Below are 19034 nucleotides of genomic sequence, written 5' to 3'. Positions count from 1 at the left end.
CACAATGCAGCAACGCCTCGCGGATTTCCTCGACCGTACAGCCATTGTTCAACGCCCCGCGCACATGCCCCTTGAGCTCCTGCGGGCACTTCAGTGCCGTCAGCGTGGCCAAGGTAATCAGGCTGCGAGTCTTCAGAGGTAGTCCGTCACGCGCCCACACACTGCCCCAGGCATGTTCATTGACGAAGTCCTGCAGCGGCTGGGTGAAGTCGGTGGCATTGCCCAGTGCGCGATCGACGAATGCATCGCCCATTACCTGACGGCGAATTTGCTCGCCGGTCTTGTTGCTATCAGCCATGTTGTTTTCCTTAGTGTTGGCGGCGCCAGGCACGTACGGTGGTGTACAGCAACACCATGGCGAGCACCGGCAGTACATAGAACAGCATCAATCGTTCCAGGCGGCCGGCCAGCGGCATGCCCATGGTAAAGGCTGCCACATGCAGGCCATAGACCAGGTACAGGCAAAGAAACACCAGGCCTTCGGCGCGGGTGATGCGGTAGCCGGAATAGAACACTGGCAGGCTCAATAGGGCAACGCCGAGCATTACAGGCAAGTCGAAAGACAGCGCGTTGGGCGAGATCGACAGCGGCTCTGGGGCGATCAGCGCGGTCAGGCCCAGCACGGCCAGCAGGTTGAACAGGTTGCTGCCGATGACCGTGCCCACGGCAATCTCCCGTTCGCCACGCAGGGCGGCAATCAGCGCTGCGGCCAGCTCCGGCAGGGAGGTGCAGACGGCGACGACTGTCAGGCCGATGATGCGCTCGGACAGGCCCAGGTCGGTAGCCACCTCGACGGCGGCTTCCAGCAGTAAGTGGCCCGCCAGGCTCAGCAGGCCAAGGCCGACCAACACCTGCAGCAGCGTGCCTGACCAGAAGCGCCCGGCGCTGGACCTGGCAGCATCCGGGGCGGGGTAAGTGCGTGCATAGTGGCGGGACTGGTGCCAGAGCATTGCCAGGTAACCAGCCAGGCCCAGCAGTAGCAGTGCCCCTTCCACTCGGCCCAGGTGGCCGTTGGTGGACAATGCGTACACCAGCCCGCTGGCGATGATCATCAACGGAATGTCCAGGCGCACCAGTTGGCGTGACACGCGCAGCGGGATGATCAGCGCGGCCAGGCCAAGAATGACCAGGATGTTGAAGATGTTGCTGCCGACCACGCTGCCGACCGCCACATCGGGCGCTCCCTGGTAGGCAGCCTGCAGGCTCACGGTCAATTGTGGCGCGGTACTGCCGAACGCCACCAGGCTCAGGCCGATGATCAGCGGGCGCACGTGCAGGCGCTGTGCCAGGCGCAACGCGGCGCGCACCAGTAGCTCGGCGCCGCCGATCAGCAACAGCAGGGCAATGCCCAGTTGCAGCAGGCTAAAGGTGGGAAGGGTGGCCAGGTCGAAAATGGTCGGACTCCTGTCGCGTCAGTCGCTAAGCCCTTGTACTCGCACGCGCGCTATTCCGCTACGGAGCATGCCGATTTTTTCTGCTGCGGCGCGAGACAAGTCGATCAATCGGCCACGGGTGTGCGGGCCTCGGTCGTTGATGCGTACCACCACGCTGCGCTGGTTGGCCATGTTGGTGACCAGTACGCGGGTACCGAAAGGCAGGCTGCGGTGGGCGGCGGTAAGGCCGTGCTGGTTGAATGGTTCGCCGCTGGCGGTGCGTTTGCCGTGGTGGCGCGAGCCGTAATAGGAGGCGGTGCCCGTCTGGTCGTAACCGCGTGGGTCGATGTCGTGGCTGGCGCAGCCGGCCAGGAAGGAGAAGAGGGCCAGTGTGCCGAGGGATCGTTTTAGCAAGTCAGGTGCTCTCCTAGTGCGGCCATTCGCGGCAACAGCCGCTTCCAAAGCTACGGCGCAGCCCTTGGGCGCGTCGCCGTAGCTTTGGAAGCGGCTGTTGCCGCGAACGAGGGCAAAGCCCTCGCAGCATTACGGGGGTAAAACAATCACCCTTCGAGCTTGGCTTTGAGCAATTGGTTCACCTGCCCCGGGTTGGCCTTGCCTTTGGAAGCTTTCATGGCCTGGCCGACGAAGAAGCCGAACATCTTGCCGCGTTTGGCCTCATCGGCTGCGCGGTACTGTTCGACCTGCTCGGCATTGGCTGCCAGCATTTCGTCGAGCATCTTGTCGATCGCACCGGTGTCGGTAACCTGTTTCAGGCCCTTGCTGTCGATGATGCTGTCGGCATCGCCTTCACCGGCGGCCATGGCCTCGAACACGGTCTTGGCTATTTTGCCGCTGATGGTGTTGTCGCGAATGCGCAGCAGCATGCCGCCCAGTTGCGCGGCGCTGACCGGCGCCTGGTCGATTTCGACACCCAGCTTGTTCAGCAGGCTGCCCAGTTCGACCATGACCCAGTTGGCCGCCAGCTTGGCGTCGCCACCGATCTTCACTACTTCTTCGAAGTAATCTGCCTGTTCGCGGCTGGAGGCCAACACGTTGGCGTCGTATGCCGACAGGCCGTACTGGCTCTGGAAACGCTCGACTTTCTGTGGTGGCAGCTCTGGCAGGCCGGCGCGAATGGTGTCGAGGAAGCTGTCCTCGATCACCACCGGCAGCAGGTCCGGGTCGGGGAAGTAGCGATAGTCGTTGGCTTCCTCCTTGCTGCGCATGGAGCGGGTTTCGTCTTTGTTCGGGTCGTACAGGCGGGTTTCCTGCACCACCTTGCCGCCGTCTTCGATCAAGTCGATCTGGCGTTGGATTTCGCTGTTGATCGCGCGCTCGATGAAGCGGAACGAGTTGACGTTCTTGATCTCGCAGCGGGTGCCGAACTCGGTCTGGCCTTTCGGGCGGATCGACACGTTGCAGTCGCAACGCAGCGAACCTTCGGCCATGTTGCCATCGCAGATGCCCAGGTAACGTACCAGCGCGTGGATCGCCTTGACGTAAGCCACGGCTTCCTTGGCGCTGCGCATGTCAGGCTCGGAGACGATTTCCAGCAGTGGCGTGCCGGCACGGTTCAAGTCGATGCCGGTGGAACCGCTGAAGTCTTCGTGCAGGCTCTTGCCAGCGTCTTCTTCCAGGTGCGCACGGGTTACGCCGATGCGCTTGATGGTGCCGTCTTCCAGGGCGATGTCCAGGTGGCCCTTGCCGACGATCGGCAGGTCCATCTGGCTGATCTGGTAGCCCTTGGGCAGGTCCGGGTAGAAGTAGTTCTTGCGCGCGAACACGTTGCGCTTGCCGATTTCGGCGTCGATGGCCAGGCCGAACATGCACGCCATGCGCACGGCTTCCTGGTTCAGCACCGGCAGTACACCGGGCATGCCCAGGTCAACCAGGCTGGCCTGGGTGTTCGGCTCGGAGCCAAAGGTGGTGGCGCTGCCGGAGAAAATCTTCGACTGGGTGGCGAGCTGAGTGTGGATTTCCAGCCCGATCACAACTTCCCATTGCATGTGTGAATTCCTCAGAAGCCGTTGGGGGCGCGGGTGTGCCAGTCGGTCACTTGCTGGTAGCGGTGCGCGACGTTGAGCAAGCGGCCTTCCTGGAAGTACGGCGCGAGCAGTTGCACGCCGACTGGCAGGCCGTCGACGAAGCCAGCGGGCATCGACAGGCCCGGCAGGCCCGCCAGGTTGGCGGTGATGGTGTAGACGTCTTCCAGGTAGGCGGCGACCGGGTCGCTGCTCTTGGCGCCGAGCTTCCAGGCCGGGTTTGGCGTGGTCGGGCCGAGGATCAGGTCGACATCGTTGAAGGCGGCCATGAAGTCGTTCTTGATCAGGCGGCGGATTTGCTGCGCCTTCACGTAGTAGGCGTCGTAGTAGCCCGCCGACAGCGCGTAGGTGCCGACCATGATGCGGCGCTGCACTTCAACGCCGAAGCCTTCGCCGCGGGAACGCTTGTACAGGTCGGTGAGGTCTTTGGGCTCTTCGCAGCGGTAGCCGAAGCGCACGCCGTCGAAGCGCGACAGGTTGGAAGAGGCTTCAGCCGGGGCGATCACGTAGTAGGCCGGGATGGCGTGCTGCATGTTCGGCAGGCTGATTTCCTTGACCACCGCACCGAGCTTTTCCAGCTCCTTGACGCTGGCCTGGACCAGTTCGGCGATGCGTGGGTCGAGGCCTGCGCCAAAGTACTCTTTCGGCAGGCCGATGCGCAGGCCCTGCAGCGAAGCGTTCAGGTTGGCGCTGTAGTCCGGCACTGGCTCTTCGATGCTGGTGGAGTCCTTGGCGTCGAAACCGGCCATGCCTTGCAGCAGCAGGGCGCAGTCCTCGGCGGTGCGGGCCAGCGGGCCGCCCTGGTCGAGGCTGGAGGCGTAGGCGATCATGCCCCAGCGCGACACACGACCGTACGTCGGCTTGAGGCCGGTGAGGTTGGTCAGTGCAGCTGGCTGGCGGATCGAGCCGCCGGTGTCGGTACCGGTGGTGGCGGGCAGCAGGCGCGCGGCCACTGCAGCGGCCGAGCCACCGGACGAGCCGCCGGGTACGTGCTCGAGGTTCCACGGGTTCTTCACCGCGCCGTAGTGGCTGGATTCGTTGGCCGAACCCATGGCGAATTCGTCCATGTTGGTCTTGCCCAGGGTGACCATGCCGGCTTCGGCCAGCTTGGCGACCACGGTGGCGTCATACGGCGCCTTGAAGTTGTCGAGCATCTTCGAGCCGCAGCTGGTGCGTACGCCGTTGGTGCAGAACAGGTCTTTGTGGGCGATCGGCGCCCCCAGCAGCGCGCCGGTTTCGCCAGCGGCGCGACGGGCGTCGGCGGCACGTGCCTGGCCCAGGGCCAGGTCTTCGGTGACGCTGATGAAGCTGTTGATCTGCGGGTCGAGCTGTTTGATGCGCGCCAGCAGCGCGCGGGTCAGCTCTTCGGAAGAAAACGATTTGTCGGCGAGTCCGCGGGCGATCTCGGCCAGGGTAAATTGATGCATGGCAGGTTCTATCCCTTACTCGATGACTTTGGGAACCAGGTACAGACCGCTTTCGGTCGACGGTGCGATCGCCTGGTAGGCGTCGCGCTGGTTGCTTTCGGTGACCTGGTCAGGGCGCAGGCGCTGGCTGGCCTCCAGCGGGTGGGCCAGTGGCTCGATGCCAGTGGTGTCGACCGCTTGCATCTGGTCTACAAGGCCGAGAATGCTGTTCAGGGCGTCGGTAATGCGTGGCAGTTCGCCATCATTGAGGCCCAGGCGGGCCAGATGGGCGATCTTTTCCACGTCGCAGCGTTCAAGCGCCATGAGGATCTCCAAGGGAAACAAAGAACGGAATTTAGGTCCGTAGTGAGGAACATGTCAGCTTTCTGGCGGTCTAACGGCCGCGAAATTCTGCTGGCGTGCTCGGAAAAACAGCCAATTTAACATATTGGCTCCTTGCCCAAAATCCCTGCCATTGTTAGAGTTTGCCGCACTTTTTTACCCACGCTTTCCCCAGGGTCACTTTCCCATGTTCAAGAAACTGCGTGGCATGTTTTCCAGCGATCTTTCCATCGACCTGGGTACTGCCAACACCCTTATTTACGTGCGTGAGCGCGGTATCGTCCTGAATGAGCCCTCGGTTGTTGCCATCCGTACCCATGGCAACCAGAAAAGCGTCGTCGCCGTCGGTACCGAAGCCAAACGCATGCTGGGCCGTACGCCTGGCAACATTGCTGCCATTCGTCCGATGAAGGACGGCGTCATCGCCGACTTCAGCGTGTGCGAAAAAATGTTGCAATATTTTATCAACAAGGTTCACGAGAACAGCTTCCTGCAGCCAAGCCCACGCGTGCTGATCTGCGTGCCGTGCAAGTCGACCCAGGTCGAGCGCCGCGCCATCCGCGAGTCGGCTTTGGGTGCCGGTGCCCGTGAAGTGTTCCTGATCGAAGAGCCGATGGCTGCTGCCATCGGTGCCGGCCTGCCGGTCGAAGAGGCTCGCGGATCGATGGTCGTCGATATCGGTGGCGGTACCACCGAAATCGCCCTGATCTCGCTGAACGGCGTGGTCTATGCCGAATCCGTGCGCGTTGGCGGCGATCGCTTCGACGAAGCCATCGTCACCTACGTGCGCCGCAACTACGGCAGCCTGATCGGCGAATCCACCGCCGAGCGTATCAAGCAGGAAATCGGTACGGCCTACCCCGGTGGCGAAGTACGTGAAGTCGACGTTCGCGGCCGCAACCTGGCCGAAGGCGTACCGCGTGCCTTCACCCTGAACTCCAACGAAGTGCTCGAAGCGCTGCAAGAGTCGCTGGCGACCATCGTCCAAGCGGTCAAGAGCGCCCTTGAGCAATCGCCGCCGGAGCTGGCCTCGGACATCGCCGAGCGTGGTCTGGTGCTGACCGGTGGTGGTGCGCTGCTGCGTGACCTCGACAAACTGCTGGCCCAGGAAACCGGCCTGCCGGTGATCGTCGCCGAGGACCCGCTGACCTGTGTCGCCCGTGGCGGCGGTCGCGCCCTGGAGATGATGGACAAGCACGCGATGGACTTGCTCTCCAGCGAGTGATCCCACTCGCTGTTCACGAGCGCCCGGTTTACAGGTAGTACGCACAGTGCTACCTGTATGTGCTGGGCTGGCGCCCGTTTGGGGCGCCGTATCCGTCAACCCGCAACCAGGCTGGTGCGTTGTCCCATGTCCAATGACCTCCTGAGTCGTCCACGAGGAACGGCCCATTAAACCGCTTTTCTCCAAGGGCCCTTCGCTGGGCGTTCGCCTGCTCGTTCTGGTGGTGATGTCGGTCGCGTTGATGGTTGTCGACGCGCGCTTCGACGTGCTCAAGCCCGTGCGCAGCCAGATGGGCCTGGTGCTGATGGAATCGTACTGGATCACCGACTTGCCGCAGCGTGCCTGGCAAGGTGTGGCCGGCCAGTTCGGCAGCCGCACCGAGCTGATAGCCGAAAACGAGAAGCTCAAGACCGAAGCCCTGCTGCTGCAGGGGCGCCTGCAGAAGCTGGCGGCCCTGACCGAGCAGAACGTGCGGCTGCGCGAGCTGCTCAATTCCTCGGCCCTGGTCAACGAAAAGGTCGAAGTGGCCGAGCTCATCGGTGTGGACCCCAACCCGTTCACCCACCGCATCCTGATCAACAAGGGGGAGCGTGATGGTGTGTTCCTGGGCCAGCCAGTGCTCGATGCCCGTGGCCTGATGGGCCAAGTGGTCGAGTTGATGCCCTACACCTCGCGGGTGCTGTTGCTGACCGATACCACCCACAGCATTCCGGTGCAGGTCAACCGCAACGGCCTGCGTGCCATCGCCAGCGGCACCGGCAACCCGGAGCGCCTGGAGTTGCGCCATGTGGCCGACACCGCCGACATCAAGGAAGGCGACCTGCTGGTCAGTTCCGGCATGGGGCAGCGCTTCCCGGCCGGTTACCCGGTGGCTACGGTCAACGAAGTGATCCACGACTCCGGCCAGCCATTTGCCATTGTCCGTGCCATCCCCACCGCCGCGCTCAACCGCAGCCGCTATATGCTGCTGGTGTTCAGTGATCGGCGTAGCCCGGAGCAGCGTGCCACCGATGCCGCCATTGCCCAGGAAGAGGCCGACCGCAAGGGCAACGCGCCTGCTGGCCAGCCGGCCGCTACCGGCGAGCAGGCTGCACCTGCCGTGCCAGCCACCCCGGCAGCGCCGGCTACACCGCCCGCGCAGTCAGCAGCCCCAGCTGCTGCACCTGTCACGCCGGCCGCACCCGCTCACACCCGGAGGCAATGATGGCTGCATCACGCCGCAACAATGGCTGGGTCATCTGGCTGACGTTCGCCATCGGCTTGCTGCTCAGCGTTTCGCCCATGCCGCAGTTCATGGAAGTGTTCCGGCCCATGTGGCTGGCATTGCTGGTGTCGTTCTGGACCCTCGCCGTGCCGAACAAGGTCGGCATGACCACCGCGTTTTTGCTGGGCCTGGCCGAGGATGTGCTGTATGGCACCCTGCTGGGGCAGAACGCGCTGATCCTTACCCTCATCACCTTCCTGGTGCTGTCCCTGCAGCAACGCCTGCGCATGTTCCCCATGTGGCAGCAAAGCCTGGTCATCCTGGTGATCTTCGGCATCGCCCAGCTGATTCAGCTGTGGCTCAGCGCACTGACCGGCAATCGCCTGCCTACCCTGGCGCTAGTCTGGTCGGCGGTGATCAGTGCCTTGCTCTGGCCGTGGATCAGTTTCGCCCTGCGCGATTTGCGCCGACGTTTGCATATCAATTGACGGCGACGCGCCACTGACAGGGAGATGTCTGCATGAACCCGCTATACCTGGCCTCCGGCTCGCCCCGTCGTCGTGAACTGCTGACCCAGATCGGTGTGCCGTTCAGCGTCATCAGCGCCCCCATCGATGAAACCCCGCTAGCCAACGAAAGCGCACCGGCCTACGTCGAACGCCTGGCTCGGGCCAAGGCTGCGGCCGGCCTGGCCAGTGTCGATGGCCCCGCTGTAGTGCTCGGCGCAGACACTGCCGTGGTGCTCGATGGTCGTATTCTCGGCAAGCCGGAAAACCGCGAAGATGCCTTGGCCATGCTGGCAGACCTTTCAGGCCGTGAGCATCAGGTGCTGACCGCTGTCGCCCTCGATGATGGCCAGGGCGTGCACAGTTTTTGCGTCACCAGCACAGTACGTTTTCGCACTATCAGCGCCGATGAAGCGCAGCGCTACTGGGCCAGCGGCGAGCCAGCGGACAAGGCTGGCGGCTACGCCATCCAGGGCCTGGGCGCGGTGTTCGTCACCGACCTTTCCGGCAGCTACTCGGCGGTGGTTGGCTTGCCGCTCAGTGAAACGGCCGACGTGCTTGGCCAGTTCGGCATCGCCTGCTGGCAAGCGCCCGTGCATACGCCAGAGGTAACAAACCCGTAGTAGCCAGCAGTGCATACGCCATCCATCATTACAAAAGACCTTTGACGAGAGCCTGCCATGAGTGAAGAGATCCTGATCAACATCACGCCGATGGAGTCACGTGTGGCGGTGGTGGAAAACGGGGTGCTGCAGGAAGTGCACGTCGAGCGCACCCAGCGCCGTGGCATCGTCGGCAATATCTACAAGGGCAAGGTGGTACGCGTGCTGCCGGGCATGCAGGCGGCCTTCGTCGACATCGGCCTGGAGCGCGCAGCGTTCATCCATGCCTCGGAAATATCCCAGCGCGAAGGTTCGGCGGTAGAGAACATCACCGCACTGGTACACGAAGGCCAGGCCCTTGTGGTGCAGGTGACCAAGGACCCGATCGGCACCAAGGGTGCACGCCTGACCACTCAGCTGTCGATCCCGTCGCGCTACCTGGTGTACATGCCGCGCAGCAGCCATGTCGGTATTTCGCTGAAAATCGAGGACGAAGCCGAGCGCGAGCGCCTCAAGCAGGTGGTCAGCGATTGCATGGACAGCGAGAACATCAAGGATGCCGGAGGGTTCATCCTGCGCACCGCAGCCGAGGGCGCGCGTGCCGAAGAAATCTTGCAGGACATCCGCTACCTGCGCCGCCTGTGGGAGCAGATTGGCACCCAGATCAAGACCTGCGGCGCACCCACAGTCATCTACGAAGACCTGGGCCTGGCCCTGCGTACCCTGCGTGACCTGGTCAACCCGAAGATCGAAAAGATCCGCATCGACTCGCGGGAAACCTTCCAGAAAACCACGCAGTTCGTCGGCGAGCTGATGCCGGAAATCGCCGACCGCCTCGAACACTACCCAGGCGAGCGGCCTATCTTTGACCTGTACGGCGTCGAAGACGAGATCCAGCGTGCCCTGGAACGCAAGGTGCCGCTGAAGTCCGGCGGCTACCTGGTGGTCGACCCGGCCGAAGCGATGACCACCATCGACGTCAACACCGGGGCGTTCGTGGGCCATCGCAACCTCGAAGAAACCATCTTCAAGACCAACCTCGAAGCCGCCACCGCCATCGCCCGGCAACTGCGCCTGCGCAACATTGGCGGCATCATCATCATCGACTTCATCGATATGGAAGACGAAGAGCACCAGCGTCAGGTGCTGCGTACCCTGGAAAAGCAGCTGGAGCGCGACCACGCCAAGACCAACATCATCGGCATCACCGAGCTGGGCCTGGTGCAGATGACCCGCAAGCGTACGCGGGAAAGCCTGGAGCAGGTGCTGTGCGAGCCGTGCCTGGCCTGCCAGGGGCGCGGCAAGCTGAAGACTCCCGAGACCATCTGTTACGAAATCTTCCGCGAGATCCTGCGCGAGGCCCGTGCCTATCAGGCCGAGGGTTACCGTGTGCTGGCCAACCAGAAGGTGGTCGATCGCCTGCTGGATGAAGAATCGGGCAACGTGGCGGAACTGGAAGCCTTCATCGGCCGAACCATTCGCTTCCAGGTCGAGTCGATGTATTCGCAGGAACAATACGACGTGGTGCTGCTCTGAGGTCTTCTCGAACACGCCGCTGGATGGTCTGGCTGGCAAAACCGGCACTACGGGCCATCATGGATAAACGACTTGGAGGGCCATGGCCATGGGACGTCTGACCCGCGTTCTTGTCGCCCTGACCCGCTGGGGGCTGGGCGTATGCGCCCTGTTGGCGGTTTTGGTGGCGCTGTATGTCAGCCTCGGCCGCGAACTGGTGCCGCTGGTCGCCGAGTACCGCGCCGATGTAGAGCGCAAGGCCGAGCAGGCGCTGGGCCTCCCCGTACATGTGGGTGCCTTGGAAGGCCGTTGGAGCGGGCTGGCACCGGTGCTGCGGGTGCGCGACCTGCAATTGGGCGAAGGCGCCACCGCGCTGCGCCTGGATGACGTGATGGTGGTGCCCGACGTCTGGGCCAGCCTCACCGCCCGCGAAGTGCGCCTGGCACGCATCCAGTTGGGCGGCTTGCAGTTGATCCTGCGTGAGAACGAGCAGGGCGTCTGGGACCTCGAAGGCCTACCCAAGAAGGACGATGCGCCATTGGACCCGGCCGACCTGTTGCAGCGCCTGCGCCAGCTAGGCCGCGTCGATGTATTCGACAGCCAGGTCACCCTGCACCCCTGGCAGCGCGACCCGCTTACCCTGACTTATGTGAGCGCTGGCCTGCAGGCCGGCCCAGCACGCCAGGCGGTGGACCTGCGGGCGACCTTGCCTGACGGCCAGCCTCTGGCACTCACCCTGCACAGCCGTATGTCGGCCAAGGCCTGGCGCGATGGCCAGGTCGAAGCTTATCTGAGCCTGCCGCAAAGTGACTGGTCGCACTGGCTGCCACCAAGTCTGCTGGGACAGTGGCAAGCTGACACCCTGCGCGCAGGTGGTGAGTTCTGGGTCGACTGGGGCAAAGGGCAGCTGCAGCAGGCCGTAGTACGGCTCAATGCGCCTGAGCTACAAGGCGCCTATGCCGGACGAAAGGCCGCCAAGCTGGATAACCTGGCCTTGGGCGCCTGGTTCCAGCGTCGCGAGCAGGGCTTCGATGTGGTGGTCGACTCGTTGGCCATGGACATCGGCAAGCGTCGCTGGGAGTCGCACCTGCAGTTGCAGCAGCGCCCTGGCCAGAGTGCTGCCGATGAAAGCTGGCAGGTACAGGCTGATCGTCTCGACCTCACGCCGCTGACCCCGTTGATCGATGCCTTGGCACCGCTGCCAGACAACGTCATGGACGTGGTAAATGGCTTGAAGGTGACCGGTGCGCTGCGCAATGTGCGCCTCGAGGCCAGGCCCAAGGCCGAGGGTGATCAGCGCTTGCAGTTCGCCGCCAACCTGGAGAAGGTGGGTTTTGAGGCTTATCACAGTGCGCCAGCCGCCGGTAACGTCAGTGGCAGCATCAGTGGTGACCTGGGCCACGGCGAGCTGCGCCTGGATACCGATGCGTTCATGCTGCATCTGTACCCGATCTTCGCCAAACCCTGGCACTACCAGAAGGCCAATGCACAGCTGACCTGGGCCTTGGACAAAGACGGTTTCACCCTGATCGCGCCGTACCTCAAGGTGCTGGGCGAAGAAGGCAAGATCGCCGGTGACTTCCTGATCCGCCTATTGTTCGAGGAAGGCCGCGAGGATTACATGGACCTGCGCGTCGGCCTGACCGAGGGCGATGGTCGCTATACCGCCAAATACCTGCCCGAAGTGCTTAGCCCGGCGCTCGACGAGTGGCTGCGCAGCGCCATCGTCAAAGGCGCGGTGGATGAAGGTTACTTCCAGTACCAGGGGTCGTTGAATCATGGCGCGGTGCCAGAGGCACGCAGTATCAGCCTGTTCTTCAAGGTGCATGACGCGGCCCTGGATTTCCAGCCCGGTTGGCCGCAGGTGCAGCATGTGGATGGCGATGTGTTCATCGAGGACAGCGGCGTGCGCATCAAGGCCCAGCGCGGTGTGTTGCTCGACACCAAAGTCAGCGATGTACAGGTCGATATTCCGCATGTCGAGGGTGATCAGCACAGCCACCTTTACCTGGATGGCGATTTCGACGGCAGCCTGGGCGATGGCCTGAAAATCCTCAAGGAAGCACCAATCGGCACCGGTGAGATTTTCGCCGGCTGGGAAGGTGAGGGGCCACTGAAGGGCAAGGTCAAACTCGACATCCCGCTGGCCCATGGGCAGCGGCCGAAAGTGCAGGTGGACTTCGCCACCAGCGATGCGCGGCTGAAAGTCGCCCCGCCGAGCCTGGAATTGAACCGCCTGAAGGGTGACTTCAGCTTCGACTTCGACAAGGGCCTGAGTGGCAAGGGCATCAGCTTGCAGGCCTTCGGCAAGCCAGTGACGGCGCAAATCTCCGCTGAAGGCCAAGCGGGGCAGATGCAGACCCGTATCAATGCCAATGGCCAGGTATCGCTCAAAGCGTTGACCGACTGGCTGCAGTTCACCCCGTCCTTGCCGGCGTCCGGCGACCTGCCGTACCAGTTGCAGCTGAGCCTGGGCAGCCGGGAAAACAGCCTGAGCGTCACCTCCAGCCTCAAGGGCCTGGCGATCGACCTGCCAGCGCCGTTCGGCAAAGCAGCGGCGGATACCCGCGACAGCCGCTTCAGCATGAACCTGCAAGGCCCGGAGCGGCGCTTCGATGCCTCCTATACCGACCTTGCACGTTTTGCCTATGCCGCACCGGCCGACAAGCTGGCACAGGGCCGTGGCGAGCTACTGTTGGGTACCGGTGACGCCCAGCTACCTGCCAGCCAAGGCCTGAGGGTGCGCGGGCGTTTGGAGGCGCTGGACCTGGCTCCCTGGCAAGAACAGGCGGCCCGCCTGGCCGGTGACGACCCCGGTGGCAGTGCGCGGCAGAACCTGCAAAGCGTCGACCTGAGCATCGGCCAGTTGAAAGCCTTCGGCATGGATCTGAATCAGGCTGTAGTGCGGCTGGCTCGAGGCGGCCCGGCCTGGGATTTGCGCCTCGATAGCAAGGAAGTCATCGGCAACGCCCGCGTACCAGATGCCAAGGGCGCGCCAATGGTCGTGCGCATGCAGACCTTGCGCCTGCCTGCCGCCAGCGCCGCAGAGCAGCAGGCTGAAGAAGGCCCGGACCCGCTGGCCTCGTTCGATCCGCGCAAGGTGCCGGCGCTGGACCTGAGCATCGACAAGCTCTACCGCGGTGACGACCTGTTCGGCAGCGCCTCGATCAAGCTGCGGCCGACTGCGCGTGGCGTTACCGCCAGCGACATCGACCTTGACTTCAAAGGCTTGCGCATCGATGGCGGTGGCGGCTGGGAAGGTGAAACCGGCAAAACCAGCAGCTGGTACAAAGGGCGTCTGGACGGCAAGAACCTGGCGGATGTGCTCAAGGCCTGGGGCTTCGCTCCCACCGTGACCAGCCGCGACTTCCGCCTGGATGTAGATGGCCGCTGGCCGGGTTCGCCTGCCGCGGTGAGCCTGACGCGTTTTTCGGGCAGCATGGATGCGGCGCTGCGTACGGGCCAATTCGTCGAGGTTGAAGGCAGCGCCCAGGCACTGCGGGTGTTCGGCCTGCTCAACTTCAACTCGATTGGCCGGCGCCTGCGTCTGGACTTCTCCGACCTGTTCGACAAGGGCCTGGCCTATGACCGGGTCAAGGGTTTGCTGGTAGCCAGTAGCGGCGTGTACGTGACCCGCGAACCGATCACCGTGACCGGCCCATCGAGCAACTTCGAGCTGGATGGCACTCTGGACATGGTGCGCGACCGGGTGGATGCCAACCTGCAGGTGAGCCTGCCGGTGACCAATAATCTGCCGCTGGCGGCGCTGATCGTCGGCGCACCCGCTGTGGGCGGGGCGCTGTTCCTGGTCGATCGACTGATCGGTGATCGTGTGTCGCGCTTTGCCAGCGTTCACTACCGTGTCGAAGGCCCGTGGAAAGAGCCTAGAATCACATTTGTGAAACCTTTCGAGAAATCCCGCTAGGAGTACCCATGAAGGCAGCGGTAATCCAGATGGTCAGCCAGGATGACGTGCTGGCCAACCTGCAGCGTGCCGGTGCCCTGCTGGAGCAGGCAGCGTTGGGCGGCGCACGGCTGGCGGTACTGCCGGAAAACTTCGCCGCCATGGGCCGCAAGGACGCCGCAGCCATTGGCCGTGCCGAAGCCTTGGGTGATGGGCCGATTCTGCCATGGTTGAAACGCACCGCCCGCGACCTCAAGTTATGGATTGTTGCCGGTACCTTGCCTTTGCCACCGGTCGGCCGGCCTGAGTCCAAGGCCCATGCCTGCTCGCTGCTGATCGATGAACACGGCGAGGTGGTGGCGCGTTATGACAAGCTGCACTTGTTCGACGTGGACGTTGCCGATAATCGCGGCCGCTACCGTGAATCGGACGACTACGCCCATGGCGACCAAGTGGTGGTGGCCGACACGCCCGTCGGGCGGCTGGGGCTTAGCGTGTGCTACGACTTGCGTTTCCCCGAACTGTACAGCGCATTGCGTGCTGCCGGCGCGGAGCTGATCACTGCGCCGGCTGCTTTTACCGCCGTGACCGGCGCGGCACATTGGGAGGTGCTGGTGCGCGCCCGGGCCATCGAAACCCAGTGCTACCTGCTGGCTGCGGCGCAGGGAGGCACCCACCCAGGCCCACGGGAAACCCATGGCCATGCGGCGATCGTCGACCCTTGGGGGCGCATCGTCGCAGAACAGGCGCAAGGCGAAGCGGTACTGCTTGCCGAGCGCGACATTGAAGAACAAGCGTCCATTCGGGCGCGCATGCCGGTGGTTTCGCACCGGCGCTTTTTTTCGCAGGGCGCGTTGCGGCCTGCGCACACCTCGGAGTGACTATGAGCCAGATGTTATCCACCGTCAGTGAGCAGCTCCTGGCCCCAGGCGGCTTGACCCTGGACAGCCTGCAGAGCGTACTGGGTGAGTTGGCCGGCCCCGGCATCGACGCCGCCGACCTGTATTTCCAGGGCCAGATCTCGGAAACCTGGGCGCTGGAAGACGGCATCGTCAAAGAGGGCAGTTTCAACCTCGACCAAGGCGTGGGCGTGCGTGCCCAATCCGATGAAAAAACCGGTTTCGCCTACAGCAATGCCATCAACCTCGAAGCACTGACTTCGGCAGCCCGTGCGGCCCGTTCGATTTCCCGCGCTGGGCAGAACGGCACGGTGCAGGCCTTCCGCAGCCAGGAGGTGACTGCCCTGTATGCCGCGGACAACCCGCTGGACGTGCTCAGCCGTGCCGAAAAGGTCGAGCTGCTCAAGCGTGTCGATGCCGCTACCCGCGCCTTGGACCCCCGCATTCAGCAAGTCAGCGTGAGCATGGCCGGAGTCTGGGAGCGCATCCTGATCGCGGCGGCCGATGGCAGCCTGGCCGCCGACGTGCGCCCCCTGGTGCGCTTCAACGTCAGCGTCATCGTCGAGCAGAACGGCCGTCGCGAGCGCGGTGGGCAGGGCGGTGGCGGGCGTACCGATTACCGTTTCTTCACCGAAGAGCGGGTGATGGGGTATGCCCGCGAGGCGCTGCGCCAGGCCTTGGTGAACCTGGAGGCCATCCCGGCGCCGGCCGGTACCTTGCCGGTGGTGTTGGGTTCGGGCTGGTCGGGCGTGCTGTTGCACGAGGCGGTCGGCCATGGCCTGGAGGGCGACTTCAACCGCAAGGGGAGTTCGGCATTCAGTGGCCGCATCGGCGAGAAAGTGGCGTCGAGCCTGTGCACCATCGTGGACGATGGCACCCTGGAAGGCCGCCGTGGATCGCTGAGCGTGGATGACGAAGGCACCCCGACCGAATGCACCACGCTGATCGAGAACGGCGTACTCAAGGGCTACATGCAGGACAAGCTGAACGCGCGTCTGATGGGCATGGCGGTGACCGGCAACGGCCGCCGTGAATCCTATGCGCACCTGCCGATGCCACGCATGACCAACACCTACATGCGAGCCGGCGAAAGCGACCCGCAGGAAATCATTGCGTCGGTGAAGAAGGGTATCTACTGCGCCAACCTCGGTGGTGGCCAGGTGGACATCACCAGCGGCAAGTTCGTGTTCTCGACCAGTGAGGCCTACCTGATCGAAGACGGCAAGATTACCGCCCCGGTGAAGGGCGCGACCCTGATCGGCAATGGGCCGGAGGCGATGAGCCGTGTGTCGATGGTCGGTAACGACCTGGCGCTGGACAGCGGGGTAGGGACATGCGGCAAGGACGGGCAGTCGGTGCCAGTGGGGGTCGGGCAGCCGACTTTGAAGCTGGATGCGATTACCGTGGGCGGTACCGGGGCGTGATGGCTGCGGGGACCGATGTGGCAGCGGGCATGCTCGCTGCCACATCGGTCCCGTATGTCAGCGCAACCCGCGCTGCAACTCGTCGAGGTCGCGGATGTACTTGAATACCTTGCGCGCGGCGGCTGGCGGCTTGTTCCGGGCCTTTTCGTGCTGGGCATGGCGCACCAGTGAGCGCAGCTGCTGGCGGTCGGTGTCGGGGTACTCGTTGACGAAGCGCTCGAGGTCCTCGTCGTTGCCGTCGATCAGCCGGTCGCGCCAGCGCTCCAGGCTGTGGAAACGCTCGTTGTACTGGCGGCTCGAGCTGTCCATCTGCTCGAGCAAGGCGTGGATGGCATCGAGGTCCTGCACGCGCATGAGCTTGCCGACAAACGACATGTGGCGTTTACGGGCACCATGAGCGGTGTGCTTGCTGGCCTCGGCCAGGGCCTTGCGCAGCTCGTCGGTCAACGGCAGGCGGGCCAGGGTATCGGCTTTGAGCGTGGTAAGGCGCTCACCGAGTTCGACCAGCTCATGCAGTTCGCGCTTGATCTGGGTTTTGCTTTTTTCGCCGTCGAAGGCGTCGTTGTTTGAATCAACCATGGTGGCAGTCCGCTAGAAATCGTCGCCATGATAACCAGTCGGGGGCCGCTTGTCCGGCCCGGTCGTAGAATGACCCCAAGCCGTACGCAGAATTTGAGTGGAGAGAACCATGAGTGCAGTCCAGAGCGTAGGTCCGAAAGACCTGCCAGCATTGCAGGAGCAGGTCGAGGCGATCATCGCCGAGGCGCGCCGCCAAGGGGCCAGTGCCTGCGAAGTGGCAGTTTCGCTGGAGCAGGGCTTGTCCACCACGGTACGCCAGCGTGAAGTCGAGACGGTCGAATTCAACCGCGACCAGGGCTTTGGTATCACCCTTTATGTTGGCCAGCGCAAAGGCTCGGCCAGCACTTCGGCCAGTGGCCCGGACGCGATCCGCGAAACCGTTGCCGCTGCCCTGGCCATTGCCAAGCATACTTCCGAAGACGAATGTTCGGGCTTGGCCGACGCGGCGCTGATGGCCCGTGAAATTCCTGATCTGGACCTGTACCACGATTGGGATATCGAACCCGAAAAGGCCATCGAAATGGCCCTGGCCTGCGAGGCGGCGGCGTTTGATGCCGACCCGCGCATCCTCAACGCCGATGGCACCACCCTCAATACCCACCAGGGCTGCCGCGTGTATGGCAACAGCCATGGCTTCATCGGTGGGTACGCCTCGACCCGGCACAGCCTGAGCTGCGTGATGATCGCCGAAGGCGAAGGGCAGATGCAGCGTGACTACTGGTACGACGTGAACCGTCGGGGCAACTTGCTGGCCGACCCGCGCAGCATTGGCGTTCGCGCTGCACAGCGTGCTGCCAGCCGACTGGGTGCCCGGCCGGTTCCCACTTGCGAGGTGCCGGTGCTGTTTTCGGCCGAACTGGCCGGTGGCCTGTTCGGCAGCTTCCTGTCGGCTATTTCCGGCGGCAACCTGTACCGCAAGTCGTCCTTCCTCGAAGGTACCATTGGCCAGCGCCTGTTCCCTTCCTGGCTTACCCTCGACGAGCGCCCGCACATTCCGCGCGCGTTGGGTAGCGCCGCGTTCGACGGTGATGGCCTGGCCACCTACGCCAAGCCGTTCGTCGACAAAGGCGAGCTGGTGTCGTACCTGCTGGGCACCTATTCCGGGCGCAAGCTGGGCTTGCCAAGCACGGCCAACTCCGGTGGTGTGCACAACCTGTTCGTCACCCACGGCGTCGAAGACCAGGCCGCGTTGATTCGCCGTATGGGCCGCGGCCTGCTGGTGACCGAGCTGATGGGGCATGGGCTGAACATGGTGACGGGGGATTATTCCCGTGGTGCAGCTGGCTTCTGGGTCGAAAATGGCGAGATCCAGCACGCGGTTCAAGAAGTGACCATCGCCGGCAATATGAAAGACATGTTCCAGCAAATTGTCGCGATCGGTAACGATCTTGAAACGCGCAGCAATATCCATACCGGGTCGGTGCTGATCGAGCGGATGACCGTCGCGGGTAGCTAATTGCCGCCAGAAACATGCAGTGAAATCGAAGACCCGGCCATCGTGCCGGGTTTTTCTTTCACTAACGGATGCTTGAAGTGATTCTATTTATCACTTAATAATGAATATCATTATCCAGTCACCCGGCGATGATGTTCATGAAACCCGTCCTCCGCGAACTGCCCTACCTGGAAAACTGGCGCTGGCTCAGCCGGCGCATTCGCTGTGCGCTCGAGCCTGACGAGCCACGGCTGATCGAGCATTACCTGGCCGAAGGCCGCTACCTGGTGTGCTGTACGCAAACCTCGTCATGGACGGTGGCACTGACCTCCTTCCGCCTGCTGCTGGATACCGCCTGCGACCGCATGCTGCCCTGGCATTGGCGCTGCCAGTGCCTGGACCAGGCCTGGCGACCGCTGCTGGACCTGCGCAACCTCGACCGCCAGGAGCAGAACCAGCGCTGGCAACCCTACGCCCTGCAGTTGGCAAATTGCCGCCTGCTGCCGTCGATTTCTCCCGATGAACTGATGCAAGGATTTGATGATGAGTGATACCCGTATCGAGCGTGACAGCATGGG

General features: G+C 63.4%; 17 protein-coding genes. 10 read left to right on the top strand and 7 right to left on the bottom strand.

All coding sequences use genetic code 11. The annotated features are described in order from the left end of the window. The 6 genes from APH42_RS24825 to gatC all read right to left on the bottom strand — a co-directional run. Positions 1–298: carboxymuconolactone decarboxylase family protein (locus tag APH42_RS24825; RefSeq protein WP_060494446.1), on the bottom strand; the 298-nt coding region annotated here is incomplete at its 3' end. 10 nt (positions 299–308) lie between these two features. Beyond that, complete coding sequence (locus APH42_RS24820; protein WP_041166382.1) at positions 309–1352, bottom strand: calcium/sodium antiporter; 1044 nt, start codon at positions 1350–1352, stop codon at positions 309–311. A 60-nt stretch (positions 1353–1412) separates the two neighbouring features. Continuing rightward, the gene (locus tag APH42_RS24815) at positions 1413–1787 is read right to left on the bottom strand and encodes a septal ring lytic transglycosylase RlpA family protein (protein WP_060494445.1); all 375 of its coding nucleotides are present in this window, start codon (positions 1785–1787) and stop codon (positions 1413–1415) included. A 146-nt stretch (positions 1788–1933) separates the two neighbouring features. After that, complete coding sequence (gatB, locus tag APH42_RS24810; protein WP_012270638.1) at positions 1934–3379, bottom strand: Asp-tRNA(Asn)/Glu-tRNA(Gln) amidotransferase subunit GatB; 1446 nt, start codon at positions 3377–3379, stop codon at positions 1934–1936. An 11-nt stretch (positions 3380–3390) separates the two neighbouring features. After that, the gene (gatA, locus tag APH42_RS24805) at positions 3391–4842 is read right to left on the bottom strand and encodes an Asp-tRNA(Asn)/Glu-tRNA(Gln) amidotransferase subunit GatA (protein WP_060494444.1); all 1452 of its coding nucleotides are present in this window, start codon (positions 4840–4842) and stop codon (positions 3391–3393) included. Positions 4843–4857: 15 nt separating this feature from the next. After that, entirely contained in the window at positions 4858–5145 is a 288-nt protein-coding gene (gene gatC / locus APH42_RS24800) for an Asp-tRNA(Asn)/Glu-tRNA(Gln) amidotransferase subunit GatC (protein ID WP_003255165.1), read from the bottom strand. Positions 5146–5350: 205 nt separating this feature from the next. Between gatC and mreB the strand changes: the two genes are divergently transcribed. The 8 genes from mreB (at position 5351) to tldD (ending at position 16442) form a co-directional block, all read left to right on the top strand. Next, positions 5351–6388: a rod shape-determining protein MreB gene (gene mreB, locus APH42_RS24795; RefSeq protein WP_003255163.1), complete on the top strand. Its 1038-nt coding sequence runs from the start codon at positions 5351–5353 to the stop codon at positions 6386–6388. 226 nt (positions 6389–6614) lie between these two features. Next, positions 6615–7592: a rod shape-determining protein MreC gene (mreC, locus tag APH42_RS24790; RefSeq protein ID WP_012270640.1), complete on the top strand. Its 978-nt coding sequence runs from the start codon at positions 6615–6617 to the stop codon at positions 7590–7592. Continuing rightward, entirely contained in the window at positions 7592–8080 is a 489-nt protein-coding gene (gene mreD, locus APH42_RS24785) for a rod shape-determining protein MreD (RefSeq protein ID WP_012270641.1), read from the top strand. The genes mreC and mreD overlap by 1 nt, the downstream gene beginning before the upstream one ends. A gap of 32 nt (positions 8081–8112) precedes the next feature. After that, positions 8113–8721, top strand: a complete 609-nt coding sequence (locus APH42_RS24780) for a nucleoside triphosphate pyrophosphatase (protein ID WP_060494443.1) — start codon at positions 8113–8115, stop codon at positions 8719–8721. 57 nt (positions 8722–8778) lie between these two features. After that, complete coding sequence (gene rng / locus APH42_RS24775) at positions 8779–10236, top strand: ribonuclease G (RefSeq protein ID WP_012270643.1); 1458 nt, start codon at positions 8779–8781, stop codon at positions 10234–10236. Positions 10237–10318: 82 nt separating this feature from the next. Next, the gene (locus APH42_RS24770; protein WP_060494442.1) at positions 10319–14140 is read left to right on the top strand and encodes a YhdP family protein; all 3822 of its coding nucleotides are present in this window, start codon (positions 10319–10321) and stop codon (positions 14138–14140) included. Between the two features lie 8 nt (positions 14141–14148). Continuing rightward, positions 14149–15000, top strand: a complete 852-nt coding sequence (locus APH42_RS24765; RefSeq protein WP_060494441.1) for a carbon-nitrogen hydrolase family protein — start codon at positions 14149–14151, stop codon at positions 14998–15000. Positions 15001–15002: 2 nt separating this feature from the next. Then, positions 15003–16442: a metalloprotease TldD gene (tldD, locus tag APH42_RS24760; RefSeq protein WP_060494440.1), complete on the top strand. Its 1440-nt coding sequence runs from the start codon at positions 15003–15005 to the stop codon at positions 16440–16442. Between the two features lie 57 nt (positions 16443–16499). Here tldD and yjgA read toward each other — a convergent pair whose 3' ends face one another. After that, entirely contained in the window at positions 16500–17021 is a 522-nt protein-coding gene (gene yjgA / locus APH42_RS24755) for a ribosome biogenesis factor YjgA (RefSeq protein ID WP_012270647.1), read from the bottom strand. A 109-nt stretch (positions 17022–17130) separates the two neighbouring features. On the opposite strand from yjgA, the gene pmbA reads away from it, so the two are divergent. Next, positions 17131–18477, top strand: a complete 1347-nt coding sequence (pmbA, locus tag APH42_RS24750) for a metalloprotease PmbA (protein ID WP_012270648.1) — start codon at positions 17131–17133, stop codon at positions 18475–18477. Between the two features lie 128 nt (positions 18478–18605). Beyond that, positions 18606–19007, top strand: coding sequence for a hypothetical protein (locus APH42_RS24745; protein WP_012270649.1), 402 nt, complete (start codon positions 18606–18608; stop codon positions 19005–19007). The last annotated feature ends 27 nt before the right edge of the window (positions 19008–19034 follow it).

Source organism: Pseudomonas sp. NBRC 111140, assembly GCF_001320885.1.
In the GTDB taxonomy this organism is placed as follows: domain Bacteria; phylum Pseudomonadota; class Gammaproteobacteria; order Pseudomonadales; family Pseudomonadaceae; genus Aquipseudomonas; species Aquipseudomonas putida_P.
Note: the sequence above shows the minus strand (reverse complement) of the source record. Positions and strands in the feature narration are given on the sequence as shown.

Coding starts and splice junctions, on each gene's coding strand:
- gatB (WP_012270638.1), bottom strand. CDS start 3,379: ATGCAATGGGAAGTTGTGATCGGGCTGGAAATCCACACTCAGCTCGCC.
- gatA (WP_060494444.1), bottom strand. CDS start 4,842: ATGCATCAATTTACCCTGGCCGAGATCGCCCGCGGACTCGCCGACAAA.
- gatC (WP_003255165.1), bottom strand. CDS start 5,145: ATGGCGCTTGAACGCTGCGACGTGGAAAAGATCGCCCATCTGGCCCGC.
- mreB (WP_003255163.1), top strand. CDS start 5,351: ATGTTCAAGAAACTGCGTGGCATGTTTTCCAGCGATCTTTCCATCGAC.
- mreC (WP_012270640.1), top strand. CDS start 6,615: ATGTCGGTCGCGTTGATGGTTGTCGACGCGCGCTTCGACGTGCTCAAG.
- mreD (WP_012270641.1), top strand. CDS start 7,592: ATGGCTGCATCACGCCGCAACAATGGCTGGGTCATCTGGCTGACGTTC.
- APH42_RS24780 (WP_060494443.1), top strand. CDS start 8,113: ATGAACCCGCTATACCTGGCCTCCGGCTCGCCCCGTCGTCGTGAACTG.
- rng (WP_012270643.1), top strand. CDS start 8,779: ATGAGTGAAGAGATCCTGATCAACATCACGCCGATGGAGTCACGTGTG.
- APH42_RS24770 (WP_060494442.1), top strand. CDS start 10,319: ATGGCCATGGGACGTCTGACCCGCGTTCTTGTCGCCCTGACCCGCTGG.
- APH42_RS24765 (WP_060494441.1), top strand. CDS start 14,149: ATGAAGGCAGCGGTAATCCAGATGGTCAGCCAGGATGACGTGCTGGCC.
- tldD (WP_060494440.1), top strand. CDS start 15,003: ATGAGCCAGATGTTATCCACCGTCAGTGAGCAGCTCCTGGCCCCAGGC.
- yjgA (WP_012270647.1), bottom strand. CDS start 17,021: ATGGTTGATTCAAACAACGACGCCTTCGACGGCGAAAAAAGCAAAACC.
- pmbA (WP_012270648.1), top strand. CDS start 17,131: ATGAGTGCAGTCCAGAGCGTAGGTCCGAAAGACCTGCCAGCATTGCAG.
- APH42_RS24745 (WP_012270649.1), top strand. CDS start 18,606: ATGATGTTCATGAAACCCGTCCTCCGCGAACTGCCCTACCTGGAAAAC.